This window comes from Cellulomonas taurus (assembly GCF_012931845.1).
Classification (GTDB): domain Bacteria; phylum Actinomycetota; class Actinomycetes; order Actinomycetales; family Cellulomonadaceae; genus Cellulomonas; species Cellulomonas taurus.
Map to the genome: position 1 here is coordinate 1,298,219 of NZ_CP051884.1, position 23,507 is coordinate 1,321,725.

At 69.2% G+C, this 23,507-nt stretch carries 42 protein-coding genes and 1 pseudogene; 11 read left to right on the forward strand and 32 right to left on the reverse strand.

The window, feature by feature from the left end:
• Window positions 1-171: 171 nt before the first annotated feature.
• Window positions 172-765 (reverse strand): COG1361 family protein, encoded by a 594-nt coding sequence (locus HGK68_RS05895; RefSeq protein WP_169165118.1) that lies wholly within the window; start codon window positions 763-765, stop codon window positions 172-174.
• Between the two features lie 193 nt (window positions 766-958).
• Here HGK68_RS05895 and HGK68_RS05900 point away from each other — a divergent pair, with 193 nt between their 5' ends.
• Complete coding sequence (locus HGK68_RS05900) at window positions 959-1,237, forward strand: hypothetical protein (protein WP_169165119.1); 279 nt, start codon at window positions 959-961, stop codon at window positions 1,235-1,237.
• Window positions 1,238-1,396: 159 nt separating this feature from the next.
• The gene (locus tag HGK68_RS05905) at window positions 1,397-1,912 is read left to right on the forward strand and encodes a hypothetical protein (protein ID WP_169165120.1); all 516 of its coding nucleotides are present in this window, start codon (window positions 1,397-1,399) and stop codon (window positions 1,910-1,912) included.
• Here the strand turns inward: HGK68_RS05905 and HGK68_RS05910 are convergent.
• From HGK68_RS05910 to HGK68_RS06000, 19 genes are all read right to left on the reverse strand, one after another.
• Window positions 1,896-2,372: an ASCH domain-containing protein gene (locus tag HGK68_RS05910; RefSeq protein ID WP_169165121.1), complete on the reverse strand. Its 477-nt coding sequence runs from the start codon at window positions 2,370-2,372 to the stop codon at window positions 1,896-1,898. The two genes, HGK68_RS05905 and HGK68_RS05910, sit on opposite strands and share 17 nt — an antisense overlap.
• A gap of 11 nt (window positions 2,373-2,383) precedes the next feature.
• A complete protein-coding gene (locus HGK68_RS05915; protein WP_169165122.1) occupies window positions 2,384-2,848 on the reverse strand; it encodes a hypothetical protein in 465 nt (154 codons plus the stop codon).
• On the reverse strand, window positions 2,848-3,096 hold the full coding sequence (locus tag HGK68_RS05920) for a hypothetical protein (RefSeq protein ID WP_169165123.1): 249 nt from the start codon (window positions 3,094-3,096) through the stop codon (window positions 2,848-2,850). Before HGK68_RS05920 ends, HGK68_RS05915 begins: the two co-directional genes overlap by 1 nt.
• A complete protein-coding gene (locus HGK68_RS05925) occupies window positions 3,096-3,272 on the reverse strand; it encodes a hypothetical protein (protein ID WP_169165124.1) in 177 nt (58 codons plus the stop codon). Before HGK68_RS05925 ends, HGK68_RS05920 begins: the two co-directional genes overlap by 1 nt.
• 35 nt (window positions 3,273-3,307) lie before the next feature.
• A complete protein-coding gene (locus HGK68_RS05930) occupies window positions 3,308-4,594 on the reverse strand; it encodes a replicative DNA helicase (RefSeq protein WP_169165125.1) in 1,287 nt (428 codons plus the stop codon).
• A 148-nt stretch (window positions 4,595-4,742) separates the two neighbouring features.
• Window positions 4,743-5,498 (reverse strand): hypothetical protein, encoded by a 756-nt coding sequence (locus tag HGK68_RS05935; RefSeq protein ID WP_169165126.1) that lies wholly within the window; start codon window positions 5,496-5,498, stop codon window positions 4,743-4,745.
• A complete protein-coding gene (locus HGK68_RS05940) occupies window positions 5,495-5,881 on the reverse strand; it encodes a hypothetical protein (protein ID WP_169165127.1) in 387 nt (128 codons plus the stop codon). The genes HGK68_RS05935 and HGK68_RS05940 overlap by 4 nt, the downstream gene beginning before the upstream one ends.
• Entirely contained in the window at window positions 5,878-6,210 is a 333-nt protein-coding gene (locus HGK68_RS05945) for a hypothetical protein (RefSeq protein ID WP_169165128.1), read from the reverse strand. Before HGK68_RS05945 ends, HGK68_RS05940 begins: the two co-directional genes overlap by 4 nt.
• 5 nt (window positions 6,211-6,215) lie before the next feature.
• On the reverse strand, window positions 6,216-6,413 hold the full coding sequence (locus HGK68_RS05950) for a hypothetical protein (protein ID WP_169165129.1): 198 nt from the start codon (window positions 6,411-6,413) through the stop codon (window positions 6,216-6,218).
• Window positions 6,410-6,604 (reverse strand): hypothetical protein, encoded by a 195-nt coding sequence (locus tag HGK68_RS05955; RefSeq protein WP_169165130.1) that lies wholly within the window; start codon window positions 6,602-6,604, stop codon window positions 6,410-6,412. The genes HGK68_RS05950 and HGK68_RS05955 overlap by 4 nt, the downstream gene beginning before the upstream one ends.
• Entirely contained in the window at window positions 6,601-6,960 is a 360-nt protein-coding gene (locus tag HGK68_RS05960) for a hypothetical protein (RefSeq protein ID WP_169165131.1), read from the reverse strand. The genes HGK68_RS05955 and HGK68_RS05960 overlap by 4 nt, the downstream gene beginning before the upstream one ends.
• A complete protein-coding gene (locus tag HGK68_RS05965) occupies window positions 6,957-7,382 on the reverse strand; it encodes a RusA family crossover junction endodeoxyribonuclease (protein ID WP_169165132.1) in 426 nt (141 codons plus the stop codon). Before HGK68_RS05965 ends, HGK68_RS05960 begins: the two co-directional genes overlap by 4 nt.
• Before the next feature lies 1 nt (window position 7,383).
• Window positions 7,384-7,857, reverse strand: a complete 474-nt coding sequence (locus HGK68_RS05970; RefSeq protein ID WP_169165133.1) for a single-stranded DNA-binding protein — start codon at window positions 7,855-7,857, stop codon at window positions 7,384-7,386.
• Between the two features lie 2 nt (window positions 7,858-7,859).
• Window positions 7,860-8,210, reverse strand: a complete 351-nt coding sequence (locus HGK68_RS05975; protein ID WP_169165134.1) for a hypothetical protein — start codon at window positions 8,208-8,210, stop codon at window positions 7,860-7,862.
• Entirely contained in the window at window positions 8,207-9,151 is a 945-nt protein-coding gene (locus HGK68_RS05980; RefSeq protein WP_169165135.1) for a hypothetical protein, read from the reverse strand. Before HGK68_RS05980 ends, HGK68_RS05975 begins: the two co-directional genes overlap by 4 nt.
• Entirely contained in the window at window positions 9,148-10,191 is a 1,044-nt protein-coding gene (locus HGK68_RS05985; protein ID WP_169165136.1) for a ParB/RepB/Spo0J family partition protein, read from the reverse strand. The genes HGK68_RS05980 and HGK68_RS05985 overlap by 4 nt, the downstream gene beginning before the upstream one ends.
• Complete coding sequence (locus HGK68_RS05990; protein ID WP_169165137.1) at window positions 10,178-10,651, reverse strand: WhiB family transcriptional regulator; 474 nt, start codon at window positions 10,649-10,651, stop codon at window positions 10,178-10,180. Before HGK68_RS05990 ends, HGK68_RS05985 begins: the two co-directional genes overlap by 14 nt.
• On the reverse strand, window positions 10,648-10,905 hold the full coding sequence (locus HGK68_RS05995; protein WP_169165138.1) for a hypothetical protein: 258 nt from the start codon (window positions 10,903-10,905) through the stop codon (window positions 10,648-10,650). Before HGK68_RS05995 ends, HGK68_RS05990 begins: the two co-directional genes overlap by 4 nt.
• Complete coding sequence (locus tag HGK68_RS06000) at window positions 10,902-11,231, reverse strand: WhiB family transcriptional regulator (RefSeq protein ID WP_169165139.1); 330 nt, start codon at window positions 11,229-11,231, stop codon at window positions 10,902-10,904. The genes HGK68_RS05995 and HGK68_RS06000 overlap by 4 nt, the downstream gene beginning before the upstream one ends.
• 131 nt (window positions 11,232-11,362) lie before the next feature.
• Between HGK68_RS06000 and HGK68_RS06005 the strand changes: the two genes are divergently transcribed.
• From HGK68_RS06005 to HGK68_RS06015, 3 genes are all read left to right on the forward strand, one after another.
• A complete protein-coding gene (locus tag HGK68_RS06005) occupies window positions 11,363-12,235 on the forward strand; it encodes a YDG/SRA domain-containing protein (RefSeq protein WP_169165140.1) in 873 nt (290 codons plus the stop codon).
• A gap of 1 nt (window position 12,236) precedes the next feature.
• A complete protein-coding gene (locus tag HGK68_RS06010) occupies window positions 12,237-12,782 on the forward strand; it encodes a hypothetical protein (RefSeq protein ID WP_169165141.1) in 546 nt (181 codons plus the stop codon).
• Between the two features lie 154 nt (window positions 12,783-12,936).
• Window positions 12,937-13,515 (forward strand): hypothetical protein, encoded by a 579-nt coding sequence (locus HGK68_RS06015; RefSeq protein WP_169165142.1) that lies wholly within the window; start codon window positions 12,937-12,939, stop codon window positions 13,513-13,515.
• Between the two features lie 10 nt (window positions 13,516-13,525).
• Here the strand turns inward: HGK68_RS06015 and HGK68_RS06020 are convergent, their stop codons facing one another.
• The 12 genes from HGK68_RS06020 to HGK68_RS06075 form a co-directional block, all read right to left on the reverse strand.
• Window positions 13,526-14,029 carry a hypothetical protein gene (locus HGK68_RS06020; RefSeq protein ID WP_169165143.1) on the reverse strand — a complete coding sequence of 168 codons (504 nt, stop codon included), beginning with the start codon at window positions 14,027-14,029 and terminating at the stop codon, window positions 13,526-13,528.
• Complete coding sequence (locus HGK68_RS06025; RefSeq protein WP_169165144.1) at window positions 14,026-14,379, reverse strand: hypothetical protein; 354 nt, start codon at window positions 14,377-14,379, stop codon at window positions 14,026-14,028. The genes HGK68_RS06020 and HGK68_RS06025 overlap by 4 nt, the downstream gene beginning before the upstream one ends.
• Window positions 14,376-15,281 (reverse strand): phage recombination protein Bet, encoded by a 906-nt coding sequence (gene bet, locus HGK68_RS06030; RefSeq protein WP_169165145.1) that lies wholly within the window; start codon window positions 15,279-15,281, stop codon window positions 14,376-14,378. Before bet ends, HGK68_RS06025 begins: the two co-directional genes overlap by 4 nt.
• Window positions 15,278-16,189: a YqaJ viral recombinase family protein gene (locus HGK68_RS06035; protein WP_169165146.1), complete on the reverse strand. Its 912-nt coding sequence runs from the start codon at window positions 16,187-16,189 to the stop codon at window positions 15,278-15,280. Before HGK68_RS06035 ends, bet begins: the two co-directional genes overlap by 4 nt.
• Window positions 16,186-17,415: an AAA family ATPase gene (locus HGK68_RS06040; RefSeq protein ID WP_169165147.1), complete on the reverse strand. Its 1,230-nt coding sequence runs from the start codon at window positions 17,413-17,415 to the stop codon at window positions 16,186-16,188. Before HGK68_RS06040 ends, HGK68_RS06035 begins: the two co-directional genes overlap by 4 nt.
• Window positions 17,412-17,717, reverse strand: coding sequence for a hypothetical protein (locus HGK68_RS06045; protein WP_169165148.1), 306 nt, complete (start codon window positions 17,715-17,717; stop codon window positions 17,412-17,414). Before HGK68_RS06045 ends, HGK68_RS06040 begins: the two co-directional genes overlap by 4 nt.
• Window positions 17,717-17,908: a hypothetical protein gene (locus HGK68_RS06050; protein ID WP_169165149.1), complete on the reverse strand. Its 192-nt coding sequence runs from the start codon at window positions 17,906-17,908 to the stop codon at window positions 17,717-17,719. Before HGK68_RS06050 ends, HGK68_RS06045 begins: the two co-directional genes overlap by 1 nt.
• A complete protein-coding gene (locus HGK68_RS06055) occupies window positions 17,905-18,075 on the reverse strand; it encodes a hypothetical protein (RefSeq protein WP_169165150.1) in 171 nt (56 codons plus the stop codon). Before HGK68_RS06055 ends, HGK68_RS06050 begins: the two co-directional genes overlap by 4 nt.
• Window positions 18,072-18,302: a hypothetical protein gene (locus HGK68_RS06060; RefSeq protein ID WP_169165151.1), complete on the reverse strand. Its 231-nt coding sequence runs from the start codon at window positions 18,300-18,302 to the stop codon at window positions 18,072-18,074. Before HGK68_RS06060 ends, HGK68_RS06055 begins: the two co-directional genes overlap by 4 nt.
• Before the next feature lie 70 nt (window positions 18,303-18,372).
• On the reverse strand, window positions 18,373-18,567 hold the full coding sequence (locus HGK68_RS06065) for a helix-turn-helix domain-containing protein (RefSeq protein WP_169165152.1): 195 nt from the start codon (window positions 18,565-18,567) through the stop codon (window positions 18,373-18,375).
• Entirely contained in the window at window positions 18,564-19,343 is a 780-nt protein-coding gene (locus HGK68_RS06070) for a phage antirepressor (RefSeq protein WP_169165153.1), read from the reverse strand. Before HGK68_RS06070 ends, HGK68_RS06065 begins: the two co-directional genes overlap by 4 nt.
• A 124-nt stretch (window positions 19,344-19,467) precedes the next feature.
• The gene (locus tag HGK68_RS06075) at window positions 19,468-19,704 is read right to left on the reverse strand and encodes a helix-turn-helix transcriptional regulator (protein WP_169165154.1); all 237 of its coding nucleotides are present in this window, start codon (window positions 19,702-19,704) and stop codon (window positions 19,468-19,470) included.
• A 270-nt stretch (window positions 19,705-19,974) separates the two neighbouring features.
• On the opposite strand from HGK68_RS06075, the gene HGK68_RS06080 reads away from it, so the two are divergent.
• The 6 genes and pseudogenes from HGK68_RS06080 (at window position 19,975) to HGK68_RS06100 (ending at window position 23,364) form a co-directional block, all read left to right on the forward strand.
• A complete protein-coding gene (locus HGK68_RS06080; protein WP_169165155.1) occupies window positions 19,975-20,406 on the forward strand; it encodes a helix-turn-helix transcriptional regulator in 432 nt (143 codons plus the stop codon).
• A gap of 10 nt (window positions 20,407-20,416) precedes the next feature.
• The gene (locus tag HGK68_RS06085; RefSeq protein WP_169165156.1) at window positions 20,417-20,812 is read left to right on the forward strand and encodes an ImmA/IrrE family metallo-endopeptidase; all 396 of its coding nucleotides are present in this window, start codon (window positions 20,417-20,419) and stop codon (window positions 20,810-20,812) included.
• 87 nt (window positions 20,813-20,899) lie between these two features.
• Window positions 20,900-20,977 (forward strand): annotated as a pseudogene (locus HGK68_RS16055) (DUF2510 domain-containing protein); the annotation flags it as partial.
• Between the two features lie 159 nt (window positions 20,978-21,136).
• The gene (locus HGK68_RS06090; protein WP_246260707.1) at window positions 21,137-21,676 is read left to right on the forward strand and encodes a PASTA domain-containing protein; all 540 of its coding nucleotides are present in this window, start codon (window positions 21,137-21,139) and stop codon (window positions 21,674-21,676) included.
• A gap of 114 nt (window positions 21,677-21,790) precedes the next feature.
• Window positions 21,791-22,822: a hypothetical protein gene (locus tag HGK68_RS06095; RefSeq protein WP_169165158.1), complete on the forward strand. Its 1,032-nt coding sequence runs from the start codon at window positions 21,791-21,793 to the stop codon at window positions 22,820-22,822.
• A gap of 2 nt (window positions 22,823-22,824) precedes the next feature.
• On the forward strand, window positions 22,825-23,364 hold the full coding sequence (locus HGK68_RS06100) for a hypothetical protein (protein WP_169165159.1): 540 nt from the start codon (window positions 22,825-22,827) through the stop codon (window positions 23,362-23,364).
• Window positions 23,365-23,507: the final 143 nt, after the last annotated feature.

A 23,507-nucleotide genomic window follows, 5' to 3' on the forward strand; every position in this document is an offset into this window, starting at 1 on the left:
GCCCGGACGAAATGTGGCCGGTGCAGCCGGGGTGACCGAGGTGGTCTCGATGGGTCTGCCCGCACTTGGTGCACTCGATGGGTGCGGTCGGCCGGGCCATGAGCGGTTCTCCCACGGGTTCGGGGTCCACGGTGTGCGCGTGGTCGCCCTCGGAGTGTCCGGTGGGGGGTGCTACTTCGCGACGAGCGCCTCGAGTGACTTGGCGATTCTGCGGATGGCGCCGAGTTCGGAGTCGGACGACACGGACTCGGTCTCGTGGGTGATGGCGTCGAGTTGCAGCGTGTAGGTGTCAGTGTGGGTCCGTCGACCTGAGCCCTTGTACTTGATCGTGACCGTGCACGCGTCCGGCGCGGTGCTGATCTTCCCGCGTGCCGCGAAGGTCTGCCAGGTGTTGTTGAGGGCCTGGCCCGGGTTGAGGTGCGGGATGACCGGTTCGTAGCGGAGGCGGATGTGCCGTGCGGGGTCGTCTTCGGCGGTGGCTTCGATCGGTGGGTCGAAGGTGACTTGGACGTCGCGGGCGACCGTGCTGCCGAAGTTGAAGACCCGGAACACGACTGTGACGTTCGACCTCGGCGCGGGGAACAGCTCGGCCGCGAGGTAGGGGCGGGACCGTTCGCGGCTGTCGCGTGCTGCCGCGATGAGCGCGCCGATCGCGACGAGCGCGGTGATGACGGTGGCGATCGTGGTGATCGTGCCGCCGTTGGCGTTGAGCCAGGACCAGAGGTCGTCGGGTGGCTCTGGTGAAATCGGGGGGTTCAGTCTCATGGCCTGATGCTGGCAGACGGCCGGGTGTTGTGTCTGACATTTACGCCGTGGGCTACCGGCCGGCGGCCCGGGCGATTGCGGCCTCCGCGAGCATCCGGGTGCGGTTCAGGTCCGCGGTCGCATTGTCGAGTAGTCGCCCACCGACGCCGACGCCGCGCGAAGTGCCAGGTCCCGTACCCGTACCGTGCCCGGCATGACAGCAATCGTGATCACTCTCGCCCTCGCAGGAGCCGCTCTTCCGGCTCTCGGGGCGGCTCGCATCTACCGCCGGCTCAGGAAGGAGCAGGCTCGGCAACAAGCCCTGATCGCTGAGCGTAAGAACGCGGCCAAGACGATCCTCGACTTCAACACCGAGAACGCCGCGTGGGGCGATCTAGGCGAGGAACTCAATGGAGCCGGGTGGGACCTCTTCTGGGTCATCGCCGGATTCACTCTGACAGCAGCCGCTACCGTCCTTGGTACTTTGTCCTGAGTTCGCCAGTTCCAGCGGCACGTCCGCGTGGCAGGGCTCATGCAGCGGACAGCAGCGAGTCCGGTCATGGTCGGCGAGCCACTTCGGGTGATCCCCGAGGCGGTCGTCGACCTTGGACCACCTCACGCCCGCACCGCCGAGCGTGGGATGCTGCCAGCCATGGAGTACGGATGGGTCGGCACCGTCGCGGCTTTAGCGACAGCCTTCGGCGCGGGCAGCGTGCTGACGAGGCTGCTCGACGTGCGCAAAGAACGTCGGGCAGCGAGGGCCGCTGTGCTTGCCGCGCTGCATGTCGTTGACACGGGGCGATTCCAGAGCCAACCCCCGGGGTTCGACGCGAAGCTTCGTGAACTTCGAACAACGGCGCTACTGGCACGCCTGCCGCGCCGTCCTGTAGAGGAGCACGTGGACCTGGCTCGAGCTCTGCGGACTCTGACGATGTGGCAAAGGAGCGAGCCTGACGCAAATCCGTCTGACTTGTTCCTGGAGAACGCGGCTACGACGTCGTCCGAGTTGGTCACTGATCTGATCTGGCACCCTCTGATCGGGAGAATCAGGCTCAAGCAGCGTCGCCTGGGTATGTTGAACGAGCTCAAGCTGATTCGGCCCGAACTGGGGCCGTTGATCTGGGGCGACAAGCCCTGGGTCTCATCCTCCATCACGCCACCTCCCTGAGCTGCTCGCGGGTCGCTGCCAGCAGCGCGTCGTCCGGTCGCCAGAGCCCAAGTCGACCGGTCGCGGGGATCGGGCGGGGGAGCGGGCGCGGGTTCGCCAGCACGAGGTGGTGGTGGTCCGACATGGCCCAGGGCGAGCACGGGCCGTAGGGCACCCCGGGCCGGAAGCACGAGCGGACGGCGCGGAGGCGGTCCATCTCGCTGTTGTGCCCTCGGTGCTCGTCCACGAGGTCGACGACGCCGATTACGCACCTTGTCGGCAGATCTAGACCGACGGCCGTCTCGCGGGAAATCCCGAAGCGGCGAGCGACCTCCGCCAGGACCGGGCTTCGCCAAGCCTCGGGAGCGAACGATGCCCCGGCGTGGATCGCGACGGGCCCGCGGTACCGGCCGAGCGACTGGACGCGGTTCTCGACGTCTTTCTGACCGTGGATGATCGCCCACGCCCACGGCTGCTTCACGGTCAGGACCCTCACGCCGCACCACCGATCTGCAGCAGCGGTCGGGTGTCGCCCGTTGCGTACGCGAGCTCGATCGCCGGGGCCACGGAGTCGAACACCGAGGTCCCGGACGGCAGAACGAGGTGCGCGAGGAACTCCTCCTCGAACGTCGTGATCCCGGCTTCGACGGCCTCGAGCTTCGCCTTCACGACCAATGCGAGAGCGCGCCACCGCTGCCGGGATGCCTGCTCGTAGGCGCTCTCCGCGGCCGACGCGGTCCGGGCGCCGCGGGAGTGGTGGGTGAACTCGCGGTCGTTGCGGTCGGGCAGCGGGAGGGTGAACCGGATGCGCTTGCCGTCCTTCACGAACTGAATGGCGGCCCTGCCCCCTTCCCACCCGTAGGAGAACGAGGTGGCGCCGTATCGGATGAGGGTGCGTTCGATCTCGGACCGGGACCGATCCGACGAGACGTCGGTGTTCGCGGCGTAGGTACCCATCACGCCCATCGCACGGTCTGGGTGGTGGGGGACGTCTGCTCGATGGTCCGGTGCAGGTACGGCGCCTCGGTCCCGGGGACGCACTCCGGGAGTCCGGGGCCCTCGATCAGGATCTTGATCGAGAGCGGGTCGATCTCGGTCTGCACCGCGACCACATGGGTGTGCTCGGGGAGATCGAGGATCTCGGAGAGGTCTTCCGGAAGCAGGCGGAGCTTCGCCCTGCCTCGGGTGTTGTGGGTGGAGTCCATCAGTGCTCCTTGAGTCGGATGCCTCGGCGGGCGACGTCTTCGGCGACGAGCCCACGGATGTACGCGGAACGGGACTTACGGCCCCGCGCGATGTTCATCAGCAGGTGGCCGGTCGGGGTGAAACGGGTGGTGACGGTCTCGGTGCGGGGCTCCGTGCCGTCCGGGGGTCTTCCCATGCCCGCATCGTGCGGAGGGATGTGTCACACAGAACTCAGGCGGCCATGTCCACGAACCGGGAGTAGTGCAGCTGGTGGCAGAGCGTGACCGTCCCGGTCGGGCCGTTGCGCTGCTTCGCGACGATCATGTCGACCTCACCCGCCCGGGCGGACTCCGGCTCGTAGTAGTCCGGGCGGAACAGCAGCACCACGGCGTCCGCGTCCTGCTCCAGCGACCCGGTCTCGCGTAGGTCGGACAGCTGGGGGGTGTGGTCGGTGCGCATCTCCGGTCCGCGACCGAGCTGCGCCGCGGTCAGGATCGGCACGCCGGCCGCCTTCGCGACGAGCTTGAGGTTGCGGATGTACTCCTCGAGCGCGACGCGGCGTTCGGGACGCGGGTTCACGGTGCCGAGCTGGACATAGTCGATGACGACCAGGTCGGGGTGGAGACGGTCGATCGACGCGCGCAGGTCCGCGGTGGTCAGGTTCGGGGTGTCCACGATGTGCAGCGGGGCGCCCTCGAACGCTGCTCGGGCCTGTGCGATGCGCTCCCAGTGCTCCGCGCTCAGAGACCGGGACAGGACCGCGGACAGCGGGATGCGCGCCTCGGCGGCGAGGATCCGCCAGATCACTTCGTCGCGGCTCATCTCGAGGGTGTGCAGGAGCACGGTCTTCCCTTGCCGCAGTGCAGCGTCCCGGGCGACGTCGACCAGGGCCACGGACTTCCCAGAACCGGGGCGGCCGGCGAACAGGATCAGCTGCCCGCACGACATTGGACGCATCGAGAGCCCGAGATCCCGCCACGGCCACTGGATCGCGTCCGTCTCGTCCGGTGGGATCTCTAGGTCTTCGAGGACTGCGTCAATCACGTCCCCGATGCTCGTGCGCTCGGCGCTTGGATCCGGACGAGCGGCGGCGGCGAGTTCGGCCATCGCCGCGGACGCGACATCCTCCGGGGTGCCTTCCATCCCGGACGCGACCTGGGCGATCCGGGTCGACGCCGCCACGAGCCTGCGCCGCGCGGCCATGTCCCGGACGATGTGCGCGTAGAACCCGGCGTTCGACGTCGTCGGGACCCCGGCGATCAGGTCGTGGAGGCGAACGATCCCGCCTGCGTTCTCGAGTGTCCCGGCACGGGCCATGAAGTCCGCGACGGTGATCGGGTCCACGCCAGTTCCGGCGTCGGCGAGGGAGGTGATCGCCTCCCAGATCTGCTCGTGCGCTGGCCGGTAGAAGTCGTCCCCGGCCAGGAGAGGCGCGACCTCGGTCAAGGCTGCTGGTGACCGCAGCACGGCACCGAGGACCGCTGCCTCTGCGGATGGGTCGTGTGGAGGTTCCGTCATGCTGCCTCACTCCCGGCTCCGACCATCGGCTTTGAGCGCGCATCTCGCAGTCTGGCTCTCGACAACCGCTGAGTGTTGTACGTGCCGCAAACAGGCTGAGGGGTTGTGCGAATCAGGTGTCGTTGACGGAGCGCGCGCGACACGGAGCTCACGATTCACACCCGGTGACAACGTGATCGATGTACTCCTGCTCGATGTCGCCGCCCCGGAGTTGCTGGAGGGCATCACAGGCGTCGCGTCGAACCTGCGCGTCGTGCTCGGCGAGCCACTCCTGCGCGAGGGCCGGGTCATCCGCGAGGCTCTGGGCGACCGCGGTCTCGAACCCCTCGTTGAACGACCTCGCGTGCGCCTCGCTGTCGCCGTAATGCACGCGCACGACGGTCGGCTCGGCTGTCGCCAGCAGCCCGGCAGCAGCGAGCATGGCAGCGATGCGAGCCCGCAGCCTGTCGCTCACCGGTGAGCCCCAGTAGTCGCGCCAGCCTGGGTCACTCATCGGCTCGTAGCCATCGCAGACCAGCGGGTAGTCGGACCACGCCCGTGCCGCCCGCTCCACGGCGTCACCGTCCTCCGGGGCCGGGTGCGGGGCGTCCGGGCGGGGCCTGTAGCCCGCGTCCCAGAGGTGCTGCGTCACGTCATCGACACCGGCCCGGGACAGGTCAGTGCCCTCCGAGGCTGTGAACACGTGGTCGCGGAGGGCCTTGAACGCGGCGTAGGCGTCGCCGACGCGCGGCGTGGGCTGGTCGATGGTCGGTGCACACGGGCCTCGGTGTGCGTATCGGAGCGGACAGGCCGGGTTGCTGCACGCCTTGTCGCCGCCGAGGCGGGGCTGCCGATCAGCCACCTCTGCGTCCGTGAGTGCAGATGCGCGGTTCTTGTCGGTCGGCGTGGTCTGGTCGGTGCTCATGCTCGGCCCTCCTCGGTCTGCGGGGTGACGTCGGCGCGGCGCAGGCGGACGAACCCGTCGTGCATGCCGGTGGCTATCAGGTAGACCGGCACTCGCTCGTCGCCGGCGAAAACGGTCCCGTAGTCCGGCTCGTACTCGGTGGTGCCGTTCTGGAGCGATCTGGCACCGACGATGACACCGGTCCGGGGCATCGGGCCGAACGCCTCGGCCACGCCGCGGTCACGCATGCTGCTCCACACCTTGCGCCGCAGGTCGTGGTGCCCCTGTCGCTTGCGCCACCGGTCCTGCTCGGTCAGGTCGGCATAGCCACGGCTCAGCACGTCGCGGAAGTCGAACGACACTTGCAGGCCGAGCGTGACGGTGGGCTGGTCGGCGGCGGTCATCGGGTCACCGCCGTGATCGGGAAGGCACCGGGCGTCTCGGCAGTGATGCCGCTCCATGTGATGAACCACCCGTCGGGGCCGTCGGGCCCGACGAGGGTGATCGCGTGCAGGTGCTCGACCTGGTCTGGGTCGGTCGGGTCGCACAGGGTCGCCTCGGCGTCGTAGTCGCTGACGGCGTCTGCGAACGTCTCGTGGTCGACGTGCCCGTATGCGAAGACCCAGTCGCCGCCCTCGTTCTCGATGATCGGCACGCCGCGGTACGTGTAGCCCGCGCCATCGTTGAACTCCTCGGCGGTCAGCGGGGGAAGCGGCGGGTTCGGGTGCTCCATGGTGCTCACTGGTCGTTCTCCTTCGTGTCGTCGTGTTGGGTGTCTGCGGGGATGAGTTCCATCTGCCCGCCGTTGGGCATGGCGCGGATGATCTGGTCGGCCTGGTCGCGGGGCATCGGGCCGGAGATGACCTGGTCGGCGTATGGGGCCATGTGGTCGGTCGCGTCGTGGCGGACGCGGACTCGGACGTACTCGGTGGTCATTGGTCCTCCTTGGTCGCGTACCGGTCGCACATGTCCTGCACCGCCTCGGCTCGTGTGCGCCGTTCTGGGGCGTCGGGGTAGTGGGCGCGGTACCGGATGCCCTCGGACGGCCCGAACAGCCCCACGGCCCGCGCGTAGCCCGCGTGGTGGGTGCGTCCGCAGCGGGGGCAGGGCGGGCGTCGGGTGCTCACTGGTCGCGCTCCTGCGTGGTGGTGCGTGTGACCTCTCCGGCGGCGATCACGAGCGTGTCGCCCGGGTAGGCGACGACATCGCGCGCGTCCTGCCTGATCGCCAGGTACTCGCACCCGGTGGGCCACCAGACCTCTGCGGTCGGGCAGTGCTCACGGATCAGGTCGGCGAGGCGGGTGACGTGGACCCGCTCGGGCCACGCGGTGGCGTACGGGCGCTTGCCGGGCGTGGTGTGCCCGGTGCCGCGCAGTCGGGGCCACGTCACGGTGGCGACGACACCGAGGTCAGTGTCGGTCAGCTCGACGACCGGAACCGTCGGGTCCTGGTCGAGCAGGTCGTAGATGTCCGGCTGGCTCACGGCAGTGCCTCCGCGTGGACTCGGATCAGCGCGCCGGGGACCGCGTGCGGCCCATCGGCGTAGGCCTTCGTCACGTCGGTGTGCACGACCTGCGCGTCGTCCACGTAGACCCCCGCGGACTTGAGCGCGTCGAGAGTCGAACGCAGGAGCTTGTCGATGTCCGGCTTCACGACCGGCAGCGGCCGTCGCGCCACGGGCACCGACCGAGGCCGAGCGAGGAGGAACAAGATTTCCACGCTCACCGCGCCCTCGACCGGGGCGGGAACGAGGCCCTGCGCAGCTTCCCGGACGTCGGCACGCCAGGACTTCACCTTCGTGCTGGCCGACTCCACGAGGATCCCGCGACCACCCCGGTTCCCGAGGTACCGCTTCGAACCCTGCGGTGCCGGGGTCCCCGGCACGAACACCTCGACGCTGCCCATGTCAGAAGGGAGGCACGTCGGAGTAGCTGGACGCCCCACCATCGGACGCCCACGGGTCACGCCCCTGCTGCTGACCGCCGCTCCACCCGCCCTGCTGCTGACCACCCTGACGCTGGGCCCGGGTGACCTTGGCCGAGGCGCTACGCAGCGACGGGCCGACCTCGTCGACCTGCAGCTCGACGACGGTGCGTTTCTCGCCCTCACGGGTCTCGTAGGACCGCTGCACCAGCCGGCCCTGCACGATGACCCGCATGCCCTTGGTCAGGGACTCGGCGACGTTCTCCGCTGCCTCGCGCCAGATCGAGCAGCGCATGAACAGCGTGTCGCCGTCCTTCCACTCGTTGGTCTGACGGTCGAAGGACCGCGGGGTGGACGCCACCGTGAACGAGGCGACAGCCGCGCCCGACTGCGTGTAGCGGAGGTCGACGTCGGCGGTGAGATTTCCGATCACCGTGGTCACGGTGTCTCCGGCCATGGTCAGGCTCCAATCTGGTTGGGGTTGGTCTGCCCGGACGCGATCTGCGCGAGCATCTGGTGACGGCGGGCCTGATACGCGGCCACGTCGTCGGGGTCGACGTCCGGCAGGGGTGGGGGCGCGGCAGCGAGCCGGGCACCCCGGATGCGCTTCACCCCTGCGATCACGTGCGCGGGCATCAGGTAGTCGGTGGTCTCACGTCGGTGCGCCCGGACTGCTTCGAGTGCGTCGTCGATCGGGAGTTCGCACACCAGGTCGTGCCAGGCGGAGACGGTCGCCCGGTCGACGCGGCGGTTGTCCCCGATCTGCACGAGCGCGAGGAGCTGCGCGGTCTGCTGGATGTCCACGCTCACGCCCCGATCTGGTGGCGGTCGTGCTCGGCCTGCAGCTCGGCACCCAACGCCAGGACGTCCATCGCCGCGTCCGTCGGGGACAGGCGGCGCGGGCCGCGGCGGGTCTCGTGCACGACCGACGCCAGCGCGGAGGGGTGCAGGCCCTTGCGGTGCCATTCGGCGAGCCCGGCGCGCACCACGTCGAACGGGATGCCCTCATCGAGGAGGGTCTTCGTCTCTCGTGACAGCTGGCCGATCACCCGGCCCGGAGGACGGTCGTCGCAGTGGTCGATCCACTCACCGATGAGCGTCTGCGCCGACGCGGGCGCATCGGCGTCCGCCGCCGTAGGCGGAACGGGGGTAGGTGGCTGGGGGACGGGGGTAGGGGGAAGGGGGAGCGCGCCCCCGCGCACGTAAGGGGGTACCGCAGGGCTTCCCGAAGGGGTCTCGGTACCCATCGGGAAGGCATCCCGGAAGTCCTCGCGGAGGGTGTCCACGACGGCTGAGACCTGCTCGAACGGTGAAGGGAGGTCCCCACCACGCCCACCAGGAGCCTTCGACAAGTCGTCCAGCGGTAGCCGCGCGAGTTCAACCGCGAACGCCTCCCGCAGCCGCCCCGACTCGATCTGAGCGGCGTCCTCCCGCATCCGGAGCATCACCTTCGGCTGCTTCCACACGCCGTCATTGCGGACGAACGTGCGCAGGAGGACCTCCTCGGTGTCCTCGTCGAGCACGACGAAACGTGCGCCTTCGAGCGCGGACAGGGCCGCCTCCACGGACTCGACGGTTTCGCCGCTGACCTTCTTCGCCCACCGGCGAGTACGCATCGGCAGCAGCCCGGCGTGGGACAGATCAGGCTGGGACAGCAGGAACAGGTACATCCGCTGGGCGGCGACGTTCAGCGCGATGAAGTCCTCGTCGGCCCAGATCGCCGTCAGGATGCGGCCGTGCTGGCGGGTCATCGGTTGCTCTCGATGAGGTCGATCTCGACCGGGGAGAGCTCGTACCCGAGGACCTTGAGCAGCTCGTACTGCCCAGCCGGGTCGGACTGGATCGCCAGGGCCAGGGCGAGGAGCGCGCGATCGGGGTCAACGCGCGCGACGTCGGCGGCGTCGGACACCCCGAGTGAGCCGAGCCACGTCCGGGTCACCGTGCGGGGGAGCCGACTGGCGAGCGTGGCCACCACGCCCTTGCGCAGCCGTGGGAGCGCGTCGCGTGGTGGTCGGCGTGTCCCGGTGAGGTACGGGTGAGCGAACTCCGAGCGCAGCTCCGCGGCCACCGCGGTGGGCACGTCCGTCCCGATCCGCTGCGACGCGACTTCCTGCCGGAACTCCTTCGTGCCCACGACCCGCAGGACCTTCTTCGCGGCGGCCGGCGGCAGGTTCACCATCGCCTCGGCGTCGTCCAGGGTCATCACCCCGGTGTGCAGCTGCTTCTTCGCGTCCTCAGACAGGGCGAGGAGCGCGAGCCGCCGGTCGACGGTCTTCTTCGAGACCTTCACCTGCTGCGCGATCCGGGTCGCGGTCAGGCCCTCGAGGGTCAGCTGCTCGAACCCGCGCGCCTCCTCGATCGGAGTCAGGTTCTGCCGGTGCCCGTTCTCGCGGAGCATCACCCCGACCTGGTCGGCGACGGACCGCAGGTCGGTGCGGACCACGCACGGCGCGTCCCACTGGCCCACCGCGATCGACGCCTGGCGGCGCCGGTGCCCCGCCAGGACCGTCCAGTCGTCTCCGGCGGGCTCGGACCCACCAGGGCAGGGGATTCCGTCGTGGGTGTGCTCCTGCAGCACCCCGGTCGGGTTGCGCCGCACCTGCTCGTCGCAGTCGGCGCACACCCCGGCCGGTTTGCCCCAGGACCCGGGCACGACGACCAACGGTTCGATGATGCCGTTGTCGCGGATGTCCGCGGCCAGCTCGGTCAGGTCACCGAGATCAACTCTCGGGTTACGCGGATGGGGACGGATGGACCGCAGCGGGAGCATCCGCAGGTCACGAGGCGACACGAGCCCAGCCCTTCATGTAGGTGCGGCGGAGGTATTTGACGGTGCGGTCTGTCACGTCCTCCCGGTTCAGGAGGGTGACGATCTCGTCGGCGGTCATCCCGGCCTCGGTCATCCGCAGGACGAGATCGCGTACCCGGGGGTGCAGGTCCCCGGGTGCGGGGTCAGGCAGGCCGTCGAGCATCGCGGCCGTGAGTTGCCGTGCCGGCGTCGCGTCGATCACGTCGACGTCCACCACGGTGACCTGGTGTCGGTCCTGCCAGACGACACGCTCGGCGCGGGTCAGCCCGCCGGCCACCCCGGCGACATTCATGCGCTTCACCGTCGGGGAGCACCGTTCGAGGAGTGGGCACCGACCGCACAGGGCACGCGCCGCGGCGATGTCCTCTGCGGGGGAGTGCTCGTCGATCTCCACCAGGTCCACTGGTGGGTCGTTCTTGGGGTAGCACAGGGCCCTGGTCACGATGCCTCCCGCAGGGTCTTGCAACGCCTGGACAGCGTCGCTGGGTCGTCGTCGTACCGGGCCACTGCGGCGGCGCGTTCCAGCTCCGCCCCGGCACGGATGTCAGCGGCCGTGAAGCTGTCCGCCGCACGTCGGGCCCGGTGGTCCCGGGTCCTGCGTTTCCACGCGTAGGCGAGTTCGTCACGGCGCGGGGACGGGGGCATCGACGCGATGTCCGACCACCGCACCGGCAGGTGCGCGACCGGCCCGGTCATGCCGCACCGACCTGGGCTCGCGCCAACCGGCGGCGGTGCAGGGTGCGGCGCTCGTCCGGAGACGTCCCGCCACGCATCCCGTACCGGGCACCCTGTGCCTCGGTCTTCATCGCGTCAGCGAGACACTCCTCGATCACCGGGCACGCGGAACAGATCGCACGCGGGACCGCCCACTCCGCTTCCGTCGGGGTGTGGTCGTCGTCCGGTTCGAAGACTTCGGGGTGCTCGTCCACGCAGGCCGCGCGGTACAACCAGTGCTCGTCTTTCTCGTAGTCGGGAGTGACCGTCCCGGACCGGACGACGGTGAACGCGCTGACCCGCATCATGCGGAGGCCTCTCGAAGTCGAGGGCGCGCGACCGGGTCGAGGTGGGGAGTCGTCATGCTGCGCAGTCCCTTCGGGTGAACGGTGCGCTGACCTGCACCTCGGTTTCGGACGCGGTCGCTACCGTGCTGCGCATGGCACAACCGAGCGTGTTCGGAGAGATCCCCGGCTACCCCGTCGCTTCCTCGTTCGGGAGCAGGGCGGAGGTTCGACTCGCTGGCCTTCACCGGCATGAGATGAATGGGATCTCTGGGAACGCCGCCCAGGGTGCGGACGCGGTCGTGGTCTCGGGCGGATACGTCGACGACCGCGACTACGGCGACCGGATCGTCTACACCGGACAGGGCGGGCAGGAGAAGGGCGTACAGGTCAAGGACCAAGAGCTCGTGAAGGGGAACCTCGCGCTCGCACGGTCGGAAGAAGCCGGGTACCCCGTCCGCGTGATCCGCGGTGAGGGCGGAGACGAAAAGCACTCGCCGGAGACCGGGTACCGGTACGACGGCCTGTACGTCGTCACCGAGCACTGGCAGGAGCCGTCCCGGCACGGTCCGCTGATCTGGCGCTACGTTCTCGAACGTGCCGATGGCGGCGCCGCATGGGATAAGCCCGCACCGCCGGCTGGCACCGAAGTCCCCGACCGCGTGCGCAGCGTGATCCAGCGTGTGGTGCGGAACAGCAAGGTCACGCAGTGGGTCAAGGACAAGCACGACGGCGTCTGCCAGTTCTGCGGGATCCGCCTCGAGACCGCGGCCGGCTTCTACGCGGAGGGCGCCCACATCCGCGCTCTCGGCGCACCGCACCAGGGCCCCGACGTCACGTCGAACGTGCTGTGTCTTTGCCCGAACGACCACGTGCTGTTCGACAAGGGCGCCCTGTACCTCGCAGACGGGAAGGTCCACCGCCTCAGCGACGGGGTGGTGCTCTACGACCTGCGCACGGTGGCCGGGCACGACATCGACTGGGCGCACGCCGACTACCACCGAGAACACTTCTCCACGGGAGCGTGACGTGTACTGGCCGCAGTTCTGGACGTCCTTCTTCGCCAGCTCCGGGGCGGCTGTGGTCGCCCTGGCCAGTGCGGTCGGTGTCTTCTTCCTGAGCCGCAGAGCGGAGCGACGGGACGCTGCGCAGAAGGACCGGCATGCGAGGATCGGACGGATCCACGCCGCCGCGCACAACGAACTCCTGCTGTCCGCGGTGAGGTGGCGCGGGCTCCACATCGGCCGCGGCGTGGCAAAGCTCATGGAAGAGGTGCACGCCTTCTCGGCGGCGGAGTGGTCGGAAAACGAGGCCGTGGCTCGGTGGGCCATGGAGAAGGTGAGCAGCTCGACCAAGGCGCTTCCGAAGGCGGAGCGGTGGTGGCTGCTCCCCGGGCACTCGAGACGGCGCCAAGCCGTCCTTGCCCCGGGCAGTGAGATCGCAGCCGCTCTTGCTCTGTGGGAGAGCGGTGCGATCTCGGATGCCTGGTTCGAGGAGCGGCTCAGCCCCGCCGGGAAGAAGGAGCTGGAGTCCACCAGGGCCGCCCGGCGCGAGCGCAGGTCGCGGCGGGCGTAGCCGGCCATCAGCGGGTCCTCGTGTACGTGCGCAGAGCTCGCAGGCGAGCCCAGGTCCGGGCCAGCAGCCCGGGCCGCGCGGGGGATGGTGGGAGGTACAAGTCGCGGTGGTGCATTGGGTACTCGGGCATCACGACTCCGCTACGTTCGGGTCTGTGGACTTCTGGGAGGTGGCGCTCGACGGTTGGGTCGGCGCAGTAGCCGGCGCACTCGCCTCGATCGGCGTAGCGATCTGGGTGCTCCGCCGCACGCTCGCCCACGACCGCGCACAGTTCCTCGAGCAGCTCAAGGGAGAACGGGAACTCGCGCTCGAGCAGAAGCAGCTCGAGTCATTCGGACAGGTCGCGGCATGGGCGCAGCAGCTGAATCCGACCCCGGTAGATCGCGAGCGGATGCTGGTGATACAGATCGGTCTGGTTGGCGCGGTGCAGGCCTGGCGCACATACCTGCCCGCCCAATCAGACCCAGTCGGAACAGGGGTCGAGGCGCTGTGCTTCTCGTGGCTCAACAGGGCATGGCGTCGCCAGAGGAACCAAGTAGACGCCAACGCAACGCTTCGACCCGAGATGCGCAAGGGAATGGTCATCGACGAGGAGCTGGCTGATGAGCTGATCCAGACACTCCTCGAGCTACGGCGCTGGCACCAAGGGACCGTGGACGACGTGGCGATCGTCGATCGGCTCCGAGAAGCCCTGGCTCGCTCCAAAGCCGCGCACGCCGAGATCCCGAGGTAGGCCGCGGCGCTCACGCGGCCTCCTCAGCCAGCAGCCCGTACAGAGCGGTGATCTCCATGGACATGCGCGTGTACGCGGGGTCGTCCTTCGACAGCCCGGAGGCGTCGTCGGCGAGGCGCTCGGCTGCCTGCAGCCACAGCTCGTCGCGGGTCAGCGGCACCCACCCCTCGGGGCGGATCCACGACCACCCGTGGACCCGGTGGAGGACCGGGACGGTGCCGGGGTCCTGCCACTGCGGGACCGCGTACCCGCGGCGGCGAGCCCACTCGCGCTGCGACTCGATGCGGCCGTGCGCGCCCGTGGTGCCGGTGCCCTCCACGAGCACGAGGTTCACGACGGAGTTCGTCACCGGGTCCTTGCTGCCCCCAGCACCTCGCGCCCGGCGGTGCTGCAGGCTGTACTGCACGAACGGGAGCAGGGTGTCCGGGTCGACGACCTGCCTGCCGGTGACCACGCACATCCCGCCGTCACGGCGGATGACCTCCGCGCGGGTCTTCCTGGTCGGGTCGGTCATAGCTGCCCCACCGCCCCCGCGGCGAACTCGGCCCGGACAGCGGCGTTCAGGGACCGGCCCACGTCGAGCCTGTCCCGGAGCGTGCGGATCGACTCCCGGGCGGCCCGGACCTTCGCCTCCGCGATCTCCGCGTCCAGCTTCGTGTCGGCGGTTGCCAGCACGGCCTGTTGCTTGCGGGAGTCCACGGACCCGTCCGAGGACAGGAACGTGCGCGCGAACTGCACCTCGAACCGGGACTTCGCGCGGACCGCTTCCTCGTCCAGGCGGGCGATCTCCGTGGTCTTCGCTTCGAGAGCCCGGGCGAGGTCGGACAGCTGCAGCACGACATCCGTCGGCGTGGGAAGGCTCACGAGTGCTCACCCGCGGCCTTCTCGACTGCGACGCCCCGACGTGCGATGAACCCGAGGTCATCACGCGATGCACCCGCGAGCCCGGCCTCGGCGTACAGATTCTTGAGGTCGTCGATGTCGCCCAGTGCCGCAGCCTCAGCGACCCAGTCGCGGCCGGCGGCCGAGTCCGGAACGATCTCGGCGTCCACCGGCTCGTCCTCAGCCGGAGCCCCCGCGGCGGGCTGCACGATGTCACGCAGACCGGCAACACCTGCACCCGTGGTCGGCTGCTCCGGCTCCTGACGATCCGCGTGCTGCAGTTCCTCCTCGACGTACACCCCGGCGAGGTCCTGGGGGAACGCGAGCCGCCAGGCGAGAGCCTCGGCGCACTTCGCGATCTGCCCGGCGGGGCGCTGAGCCCACATCGAGGTCAGATCGCCGTTGCGCTTGACCTGCTTGTACTCCTCGAACAGGGCGACCCCGACGAACGGCTCACCGTCGCGAGTGATCGTGATCCGGGCGGCGACCGGAGAGCCCCATGCCTTCATCCAGACCGGTCGCCAGCTGCCGTCCTCGTGTGCCCATTCCGGGGCGTTGACCGAGATCCGGACCTTGGCAGCGTCGGCGGCTCGACGGCCGATCAGGCGGTAGCCGTCGATACCGGTCTGGATGGTCTGCTTCGTGACCCACCGGTCCTGCCGCTGGTCGTAGGTGTTGCGCCCGATCATGTAGATCTGCCGGGCGAACGGGTCGAGCTTGGTGCGCTTGGCGACGTGGAAGAACACGTCGAGGTCGTCGTCGTCCGCGCCCTGCACACCAAGGTGGTTGAGGACGGCGACCTGCTGCGAGGTGAACCGGGCCTGGTCGTCCCCGATGGTCAGGGCGGTCGTCGGGCGCTCGCTGGTGGCGACGTCGGTGGTCATGCTGCGGCGCTCCTCTCAGCGGGCAGTTCGGTGGTGGACTTGGCCAGGCAGACGACGTTGATGCCGCCCTTGGCGCCCTGCCGGCGGGCGACCGGCACGTCCCCGCACTTCGCGATGCGGGCGGTGCCCATCGCTTCGCGGACCAGGCCGACGACCCGGCGGCGCTCGGCGATCGCGGCCTTCTCGGCGAGGTTCGTTTCGACGAACGACCGGGCCAGGCCGGGGGTGAGCTGCACCTCGGCGTCCGGGTTCAGGTCGGGGTACATGCGGCGGATGACCGCGAACGTGGCCGGGGACCCGTCCATTGCGGGCGGCACGTCACCGGTCAGGGAGTCGTAGAACTCCTTGCACCGGGCGACCACCGCCGCGGCGACCGCCTCGTCGTACTCGACGACGAACTCCTCGAATTCGAGGAACGGACCCAGTCGGGGCACGAACGCGACCCGGGCGCCGGTCATCAGCATCTGGAAGAACACCTGCAGCAGGTACCGGGGCGGCACCTGATCGGTGCCAGGCTCGCCCCACTCGTCGTCCGGGCGGCCCACGGACTTCGCCTCGACGACCGCGAGGGGAGCGACGGGCCCGGTCGCGAGGCCGTCCGGGGTGGCGATCGCCCACGGCAGGTCCTCGCGGAACGCGACGTGCTGCTCGTCGAGGGCGGTGTACTCCGGGTGCCGGCGACGCCACCACTCGATCACGGCGGGCTCGAGGAGATGCCCGCGCTCCTGCTCCGGCGTCGGGTCGGATTCGACCCACGGGACGTCGCCGCGCATCTCATGCCACAGGGCGCGCGCCGAGGAGTAGTTCGGGTTCGCGACCCCGAAGATCGCGGCGACCTTCGACGCCGTCACCAGGCGGGTCCAGGCGGGGGAACCGGGCGTGAGGTCGGCGACGGTGAGGGCGCTCATGCCGCGACCTGCCCGTCGGTGATCTCGATGCCGACACCGGAACCGTCGGACACCCGCTCGATCCACACCTGGTAGTCCTGGTCGATCGCCATCTGTTCAATCAGCGCGAGGCTGTCGGCGTCCAGCAGAGACCCGTCGAGGATCCGGATGACGCGGAGCTTCGGGTTCAGGGCCATCGCCATCGCGAGGGACACCCGGATCTGCTCGGCGGAGGACGCCTGCGAGAACGGCACCCCCTGGTAGGTGACGCCGTCGGCGTCGAAGCCCAGACCTTCGATCGGGAAGTGCGCCTGCGCCAGCCCGGTCGCCTTCTCCTCGTCGATCGAGGCGAGGGTGTCCGTCAGCTCGGCGACGTCCTGGCGGGCGCCGGTCAGGTGCTCGACGGTCGCGGCGCGGGCGGCCTTCGCGCGGACCGCGGCATTCACAACGTCCAGCGACGCGAGCCGCTCCTCGATCACCCTCGTGTCCGGGGCGTCCGGCATCGCCTCGACCCGCCACGCGACCTCACGCTCGGTCTCGATCGCGGCGGCCAGCTGCTCCTGCGCGCGGGTCAGAGCGGCCTGCGCCTGCTCCCTTGCGCTCTGCGCGGCCTCGGCCTCCTGCAGGACCGCGTCGTTCTCCGCCATGACCTGCCGGGCGGCCTGCAGCTCCTGCACCACCGCCGCGGCCGACACCTCAGCGTCCGGGGTCCCGTCCGGCACCGGGTTCATGCCCGCAAGCTGACCCTCGAGCTCCTTGACGTACCGGCCGATTTCGGTGCGTCGCTCGAACACCTCGGCGCGGCGACGCTCCAACTCCGCGGGCTCGAACGGCAGGTCCACCAGAGACAGCAGGGCGTCCCTCTGCGCCTTGGGTGGCATCTGCGTGAACGCGAGCGGGTCGAAGCTCAACCGGCCGACGAGCTTGTCCAGCGCCGCCTGCGGGGACGTGAAGCGCTGCCCCTCGGCGGACTCGACCCGCAGCGTGGACTTCTCGCCCGCCCACGTCCGCGTCACGATGAACTCTCCGAGGTCCAGGCGCACCGACGCGGTGTCCTGCCCGTCACGGACCGGGCGAGCGGTCGCCTTCGACGCGGCGCCGCCTCCCAGCGCGAGCCAGATCGCGTCGAGGACCGACGACTTGCCCTGCGCGTTCTTCCCGGTGATGACCTGAACGTGCTCGTCCGGGGTGATCTGGACGGCACGGAGGCGCTTCACGTTCTCCGCGTGCAGCTCGATGATCTTCACGACGTGCTCCTGGGGGTCGGGCCGACCAGGGACACCTGGACAGCCGGGTCGAATCGGGACCAGCCGGTGAGGATCTCCGTGGGCTGACCGGTGGTGTAGATGACCTCGCGGCCCAGAGGCCGCCCGTCGGTGACGGCCATCGCGAGGGCGTAGCGGCGGACCGGGTCCGCGACCTCGACACGGATCGCGGGGACGTGCGTCTGGGTGACGGACGCGTCGACCTCGGCCTGCGCGACCGCGTGAGCGACGTGCTCGCGGGCCGCAGCGAGGCGCTGGTCGGGGGTCAGGTCGAAGGTGGCCATCACGCACCCCTCTTCGAACGGCCCTGCAGGTCGACCACCGAGTTCCGGCCGGCCTCGTCGTTGGACGCCCCGCAGCGCAGGCACTTCCACCACGTGCACGTCCGCGACGGGCAGTGCTTCCGGTTGTCGATCTGGCGCCGGTAGTTGCAGTTCGAGCAGACCTTCCCGGCGCGCGCGTCGACGGGCTTCATGCCGCCTCCCAACCGTCGTCGTGGTGCTCCTCCGGGTCCCACGGGTCGTACGGCTCCGCGAGAATCGCCTCCTCGGCGAGCTGGGCGATCTCCTCGTCCTGCGCCGCGTCGCGGCGGGCGAGTTCGCGCTCGGCGTCGCTCGCGAGGTGCTGGTCGTGGGAGGTCACCGAGTCACCGCCTGGCCGTTGTCCTCGACGGTTCCGGCGCCGAAGGCGACGTCCAGCAGCGGGTCGCTGCGGGCGGCCTCGGCACGCGCGATCCGGGCGGCGGCGTCCGCGTAGTCGGCGTCGGTGAGTCCGTTCGGGTCCACGAGGGCGCGGTGCTTCGGCGGGCGGGCGGGGCGCAGGCGCTGCATCGCACGGGCGAGGTGCCCCGGCTTGATGGTCTGGGTCATCGGTACTCTCCTTGCGTCGGTGGGGCCCGGTCCCCGGTCTGGAAACTGGTCCGGGCCCCGCTGGTTTCGATCAGGCCGCGGTCTTGTGGCCCGCGAGGTACGCGTCGATGGACGACGCGGTGAAGCGGTAGGCGGCGGTCCTGCCCCGGCCGACCCGGACGGACGCGAGTTCCCCGCGGCGGGCCATGACCCGGACGGTCTCCGGGTTCAGACGCAGACGGTCGGCGACCTCCCGCACGGTCAGCAGCGGGTCGCCCCCGGTCACGACGCCACCGCCAGCGGCGAGGTCTCGGCCTGAACCGGGGCGAGGCCGTGCAGGTGTCCGTGCAGCGCCTCGATGCCTTTGAGCGTGATCCGCACCTGCGGCTCGCACGCCACCCGCTCGCCGGTGCGGTGCGAGATCCGGGTCTGCGGCTTCGACCGCAGCCGGCCGACCTGCACGTGGTGCTGGTAGGGGATCCCGCGCGGATCGATCCACCCGATCTGACGCAGGAGCTTCGCGAGCCGGTTCTGACCGATCTCGATGCCCGGGTCTCGGGACAGGATCTGCGCGGCGTCCCGCATCGAGTAGTCCCCGGCGGAGTCCGCGAGGGCGTTCCATGCCGCGGCCGGGGGAGTGAGGACCGCGATCGTCGCGTCCTTCTCCGCGAGGAGCGCCTGCGCCTCGATCACCGCGAGGGCGATTCGCTGCTCCGCGGTCTGCGCGCCGAGGGCGTATGAGCCGGTCTTGCGGAGGGTGGGGAGGACCTCGGTCGTCACCCACTTCCGGAAGGGCGCAGCTCGGTCGGAGTCGGAGCGCAGGACGACCTCGAACATCCCGGACTCCGTGACGACGGTCGCTCGCTGTCGGCGCCCCATCGAGTCGATGACGTCAGCCTGGCTGACACCATCCGGGTGGAGTCGCTGGGCGACCATCCGGCTGTTGCCGATGCCGATCGCCGAGCACAGGTCGGCGAGGACGAACTGCGGCTCGCCGTGCGCGTCGAGGAGCGTCCGGACCGTGTGGTCCCCGAACGCGTGCTGGATCAGGTCGGTGCTCACGTTGCTCTCCTTGATCAGGCCGCGAGGCGGATGAGGTGGACGGGGGCTGCGGCGGCGATGGCCGGCGGGTCGGGCTCCGGGTCCGGCGTCGGCGCCAACGGGCGGACGAGCGTCAGGTGCGCCATCAGGCCGCGTCCTCGGCAGGGATGACCTCGAACAGGTCGTCGAGGTCCCATCCCGGGAAGCAGTCGACGAGCGCGGCGATGAACCGGGGTCCGGGGGTCTGCTTGCCGCGCAGGACGCGGGAGACCGTGGCGGGGTCCATGCGCATTCGCTTCGCGAGGGCGTCGTCGGTGGTGATTCCGGCGAGCGTGCGGAGCTTCGCGAGCTGGTCCACGCGGAGGCGGAGCGTCGCGGTCATGGTCACCTCCTTGGAGTGTTGGGGCCGCTGACCTGGCGTCTTGCGGCGACGTATAAGAAGTTACGCGCAGGCATACGTGGACGCAAGCATGCCGCGTCACGGTTTGGTAACGGGACGGCGTATGGGTGAACAGGGATGCTCTGACCTGCAGAAACGCATGTGGTGTAATTTGCGGTCCGACATGCTTGCGCGCATGCAAGTCCGAATCGCGCGGTCCGGAGGCCCGAGATGTCTGCCAATGTGCAGCCAGTGACCAAGTGGTGGCAGTACGTGAAGACCGTCGCCGGGTCGGCATCGCAGAAGGAGATCGCCGACGCGGCCGGCGTCAGCCAGCCGACAGTGTCGAGATGGGCCAAGGGCGAGATCGAGCGAGCGACGGCAGACGTCGCCGTGAAGTTCGCAGTCCACTACGACAGCTCTGTCGGTGAGGCGCTCGTCGCGGCTGGCGTTCTCGATGCTCGCCACCTCCCGGTCACGATCTCGCGCTACGAGCAACCGGACGACGCCACGCTGATCGCCCTGTTCTCGGAGCGACTCCGACGCGACAAGGAGAGTGCCCAGGATGACGACCAGCAGCCCGCCGCCATTACGCGGGCCGGGGGGAGCCCGGCCGACGAGTTGTCAGTGGGGGACTACACACTGGCGGCGCACGAGGACGACCAGCTCGTAGACGAGCTGGAAGCCCAGGAGGATCAGCCGTAGGAGGGGGCGGGTGGAAGATCTGCTCGCACACGCAGCGGGCCTTGGTCTGCGCGTGAAGTTCAGAGACCTCGGTCGCCGTCACGGGGAACTGCACAGCAGTGGACTCGTGGTCGTGAACTCCGAGCGCCCGGTGAAGGCGCAACGCATCACGCTCGCTCACGAGTGCGGCCATCGAGCGCACGGTCACGACTGGACCAACGAGCACGATCGACCACGCGATGAGCGCCAGGCGAACACCTACGCCGCGCGATTGCTGATCTCCCGGGAGGACTACGCCCTGGCCGAACGGGCAGTCGGGGCGCACGCCGGCGCGCTCGCCCGTGAGTTGAACGTCACGGCGACGCTGGTCGAGCTGTGGCGCGCCGACTACCTGCGAGAGGTCGGAGTCGTTCGACTCGTGGGCTAGCGCTCAGAGGTGCGGCTGACCGTGCCGATGCAATCAGTACACGCAAGCAGACTCGGGCGGCGAAGCCCGGCAACTCTAGGGGGATACATGAGCGTGCCCGAACCTGGCTGGTATCCGGACCCGGCGGACCCGAACGGCCGTCGTTGGTGGGACGGGAGTCAGTGGACTCACCAGACCGAGTTCGACCTTCAGGCGGCACCGCCGCCAGCGCCAGCCCCGGTCGAGGCTGCGAGAACGGTGGGTGGTGACCGTCCGGCTGAGTCCGAGTCTCGCCGGTCAATGCGAGTCCGTCGGCGATGGGTGCCGTGGACCATCGGAGCGGGCGTGGTGGTCATCGCAGGAGCGGCGGTGCTCGTTGCTCTTGCATTTGGACGGTCTCCCGGAGTTCCCGACGTCACGGGCATGTCCGCCGCTGCTGCCGAATCCGCACTGGGTGAGGCTGGATTCGAGGCGACCTATCGCGGTGCCACGACCCCGGGGAACTCGCACCTGGAGCAGTGGACCGTGAACTCCCAGGAGCCGGCGCCAGGGGAGGCCGCTGGCCCGGAGGGTGAAGTGAAGCTGTGGGCCTCAACTCCCATCACGACCGCGCTCTACGAGTGCGGGACCGACGCTGAACCCGGCGACGGTGGAACCTCTGTGGTTCTGGACATGCGGGGTGAGGACTACGGAACTGGCGACCTCACGATCACGAACGTGATGTGCGTACTGGACGCACTCGAGGTGCCCGACTCGGTGAAGTCCGAGATGCAATCGACCCGTGCTCTCGACGGCCGCCAGACCGGATCGTGGGCCGGTATCGACGCGACATGGTCGTACCACCCGGACAGCGGACTAGATGTGATCGTGGAGATGACGAACTAGGAGTGGTGTGGCGCACGTCGAAGACCGGAAGGTCCCAGCATTCGCCCACACCAGGACCTAGGGTCGCGGACATCGCTTCTGTCACACAGAACTAACATCTCAGGGGGCTAGCCCGTGTCGAAGTATGGATTTCGGCTCTTCACCGCGTCGCTGCGCAAGGGGGAAGGGCGCAAGGCGGTGCCCTTCAAGCACACGCAACCGGACTCAGATTTGGCCGACTTCATCGCCATGGTGTGGGAATCGCGTCGAGACGTCCGCGTCATCGGACTGCCTCACGAGCCAGCCCCAGAGGGCGAGGAAGCCGACGGGCCCGACCGGTCGCGGGATCCAATTTTCTACATCGAAGAGGTCGCCAGGATCGGACGGCACATAGGCTTCAAGGTGCGTTATGGGCGCCCCGGTGATCACGACCGCGCGACTTCACCGGAGGGATCCAGCTTCGACAAGGACATCACGGGCCTTCCTCCGACCCGCGGATACTACGGGTTTCTGATCGTGCCGTCTGGTGCCGGCGATTGCACCGGTGTTCTTGCCGTAGAGGCGATCTCGGGCGCGTGCCCTCAGGCCCCCCTCCAGCGCTGGCTACGTCAATGGGCGAGCGAATCACCCGTCGCGCTCGGTCCTGGTACCGCTCCGGCGTGGTGGAAGTTGGTTCTCAAGCCGCTGGGAGACGACGAACTGCTGAACTCGTATCTGCGTAGGGCGCAGCCCAACGAACTCGTTCTCACCCGGCACAAGGAGCGGATTGACCGCCAGATGCAGAAAGAGGAACTCAGGTTGACTGCCGCGGTCGACACCGATGCGGCCAGGCGCGCAACGCGACGCGAGCTCAAAGCGTGGCAGGACGCGTTCATGTCTGAGCGGCCCATCGATCGAGCGGTTGCAGCATCCTCCGTCGCCGCAATTCTCGGTGACGAGATCGCCGAGGTCGGCTTCGACGACGTCTCGATCAGGGTTGAAGATGACGACTTCGGTCCCCGCACTCTGACACCCAACTCCATGTCGGACGTCTTCACCTACCAGGTAGGCGATCGTGCCCCGGATCGAGACGAGTTCCTCGGGCACGTGCGCAGGGCTGTCAGTAGGGTCCTGTATGAAGAGAAGCCTGACTTCGACTGGACAGGCTGGCCATCACCCCGGGGGTAGAGATGAGTAGGTTCGACATCTCAGCGGTGATCCGGGGCCACTGGAAATCGCTGAGTTTCGGTGAGGCCGGTGTCGGCAAGGACCGCCTTGCGCACGTCGTCTTCCTCGGGGTTCCAGGTGTACTAGCCGCGCTGACGTTGGCTCTGCGTTGGGAGCTCAACCAGCCCGCTGCGCTCCTCACCGCCGTAGCTCTCCTCATCAGCGGTGCGCTAAGCGTCTTCGCTCAGATGGTCGGCCTGCGCGCGCGCCTCGCGGAGCGGGACGGTGAGTGGGTGGAGCGTCGCCGGGAAGGTCTCGACGAGACGGTCAACCACCTCTTGGCAGCCGTACTCGTGGCTATCGTCGACGCGATCGTGCTGGTGGTCGGGATGAACGTCGGTGGCACGGGGCACGTGCCCTGGTACATCGCATGGGCGGCTATCTTCCTCACGGCCTACCTCGGTCTCCTCCTCTTGGTGTGCGTCCCACGCCTGTACTCCGCTTACACCACGACCTTCTCAGTCCCGCCTCACCTCGACGGATGGCATAGCTCGATGCGGTGACCGTCCGCGGGGATCACGATTCGGAGAGCTTGCTTGGCTCACATCGAGGATCGGTGGACGATCCCCGGCTCGACCGGCCGGAAGATCAAGGGACCCCGCCACGGGAAGGGTTCACGATGGCTCGCGGTCTGGCATGAAGCCGA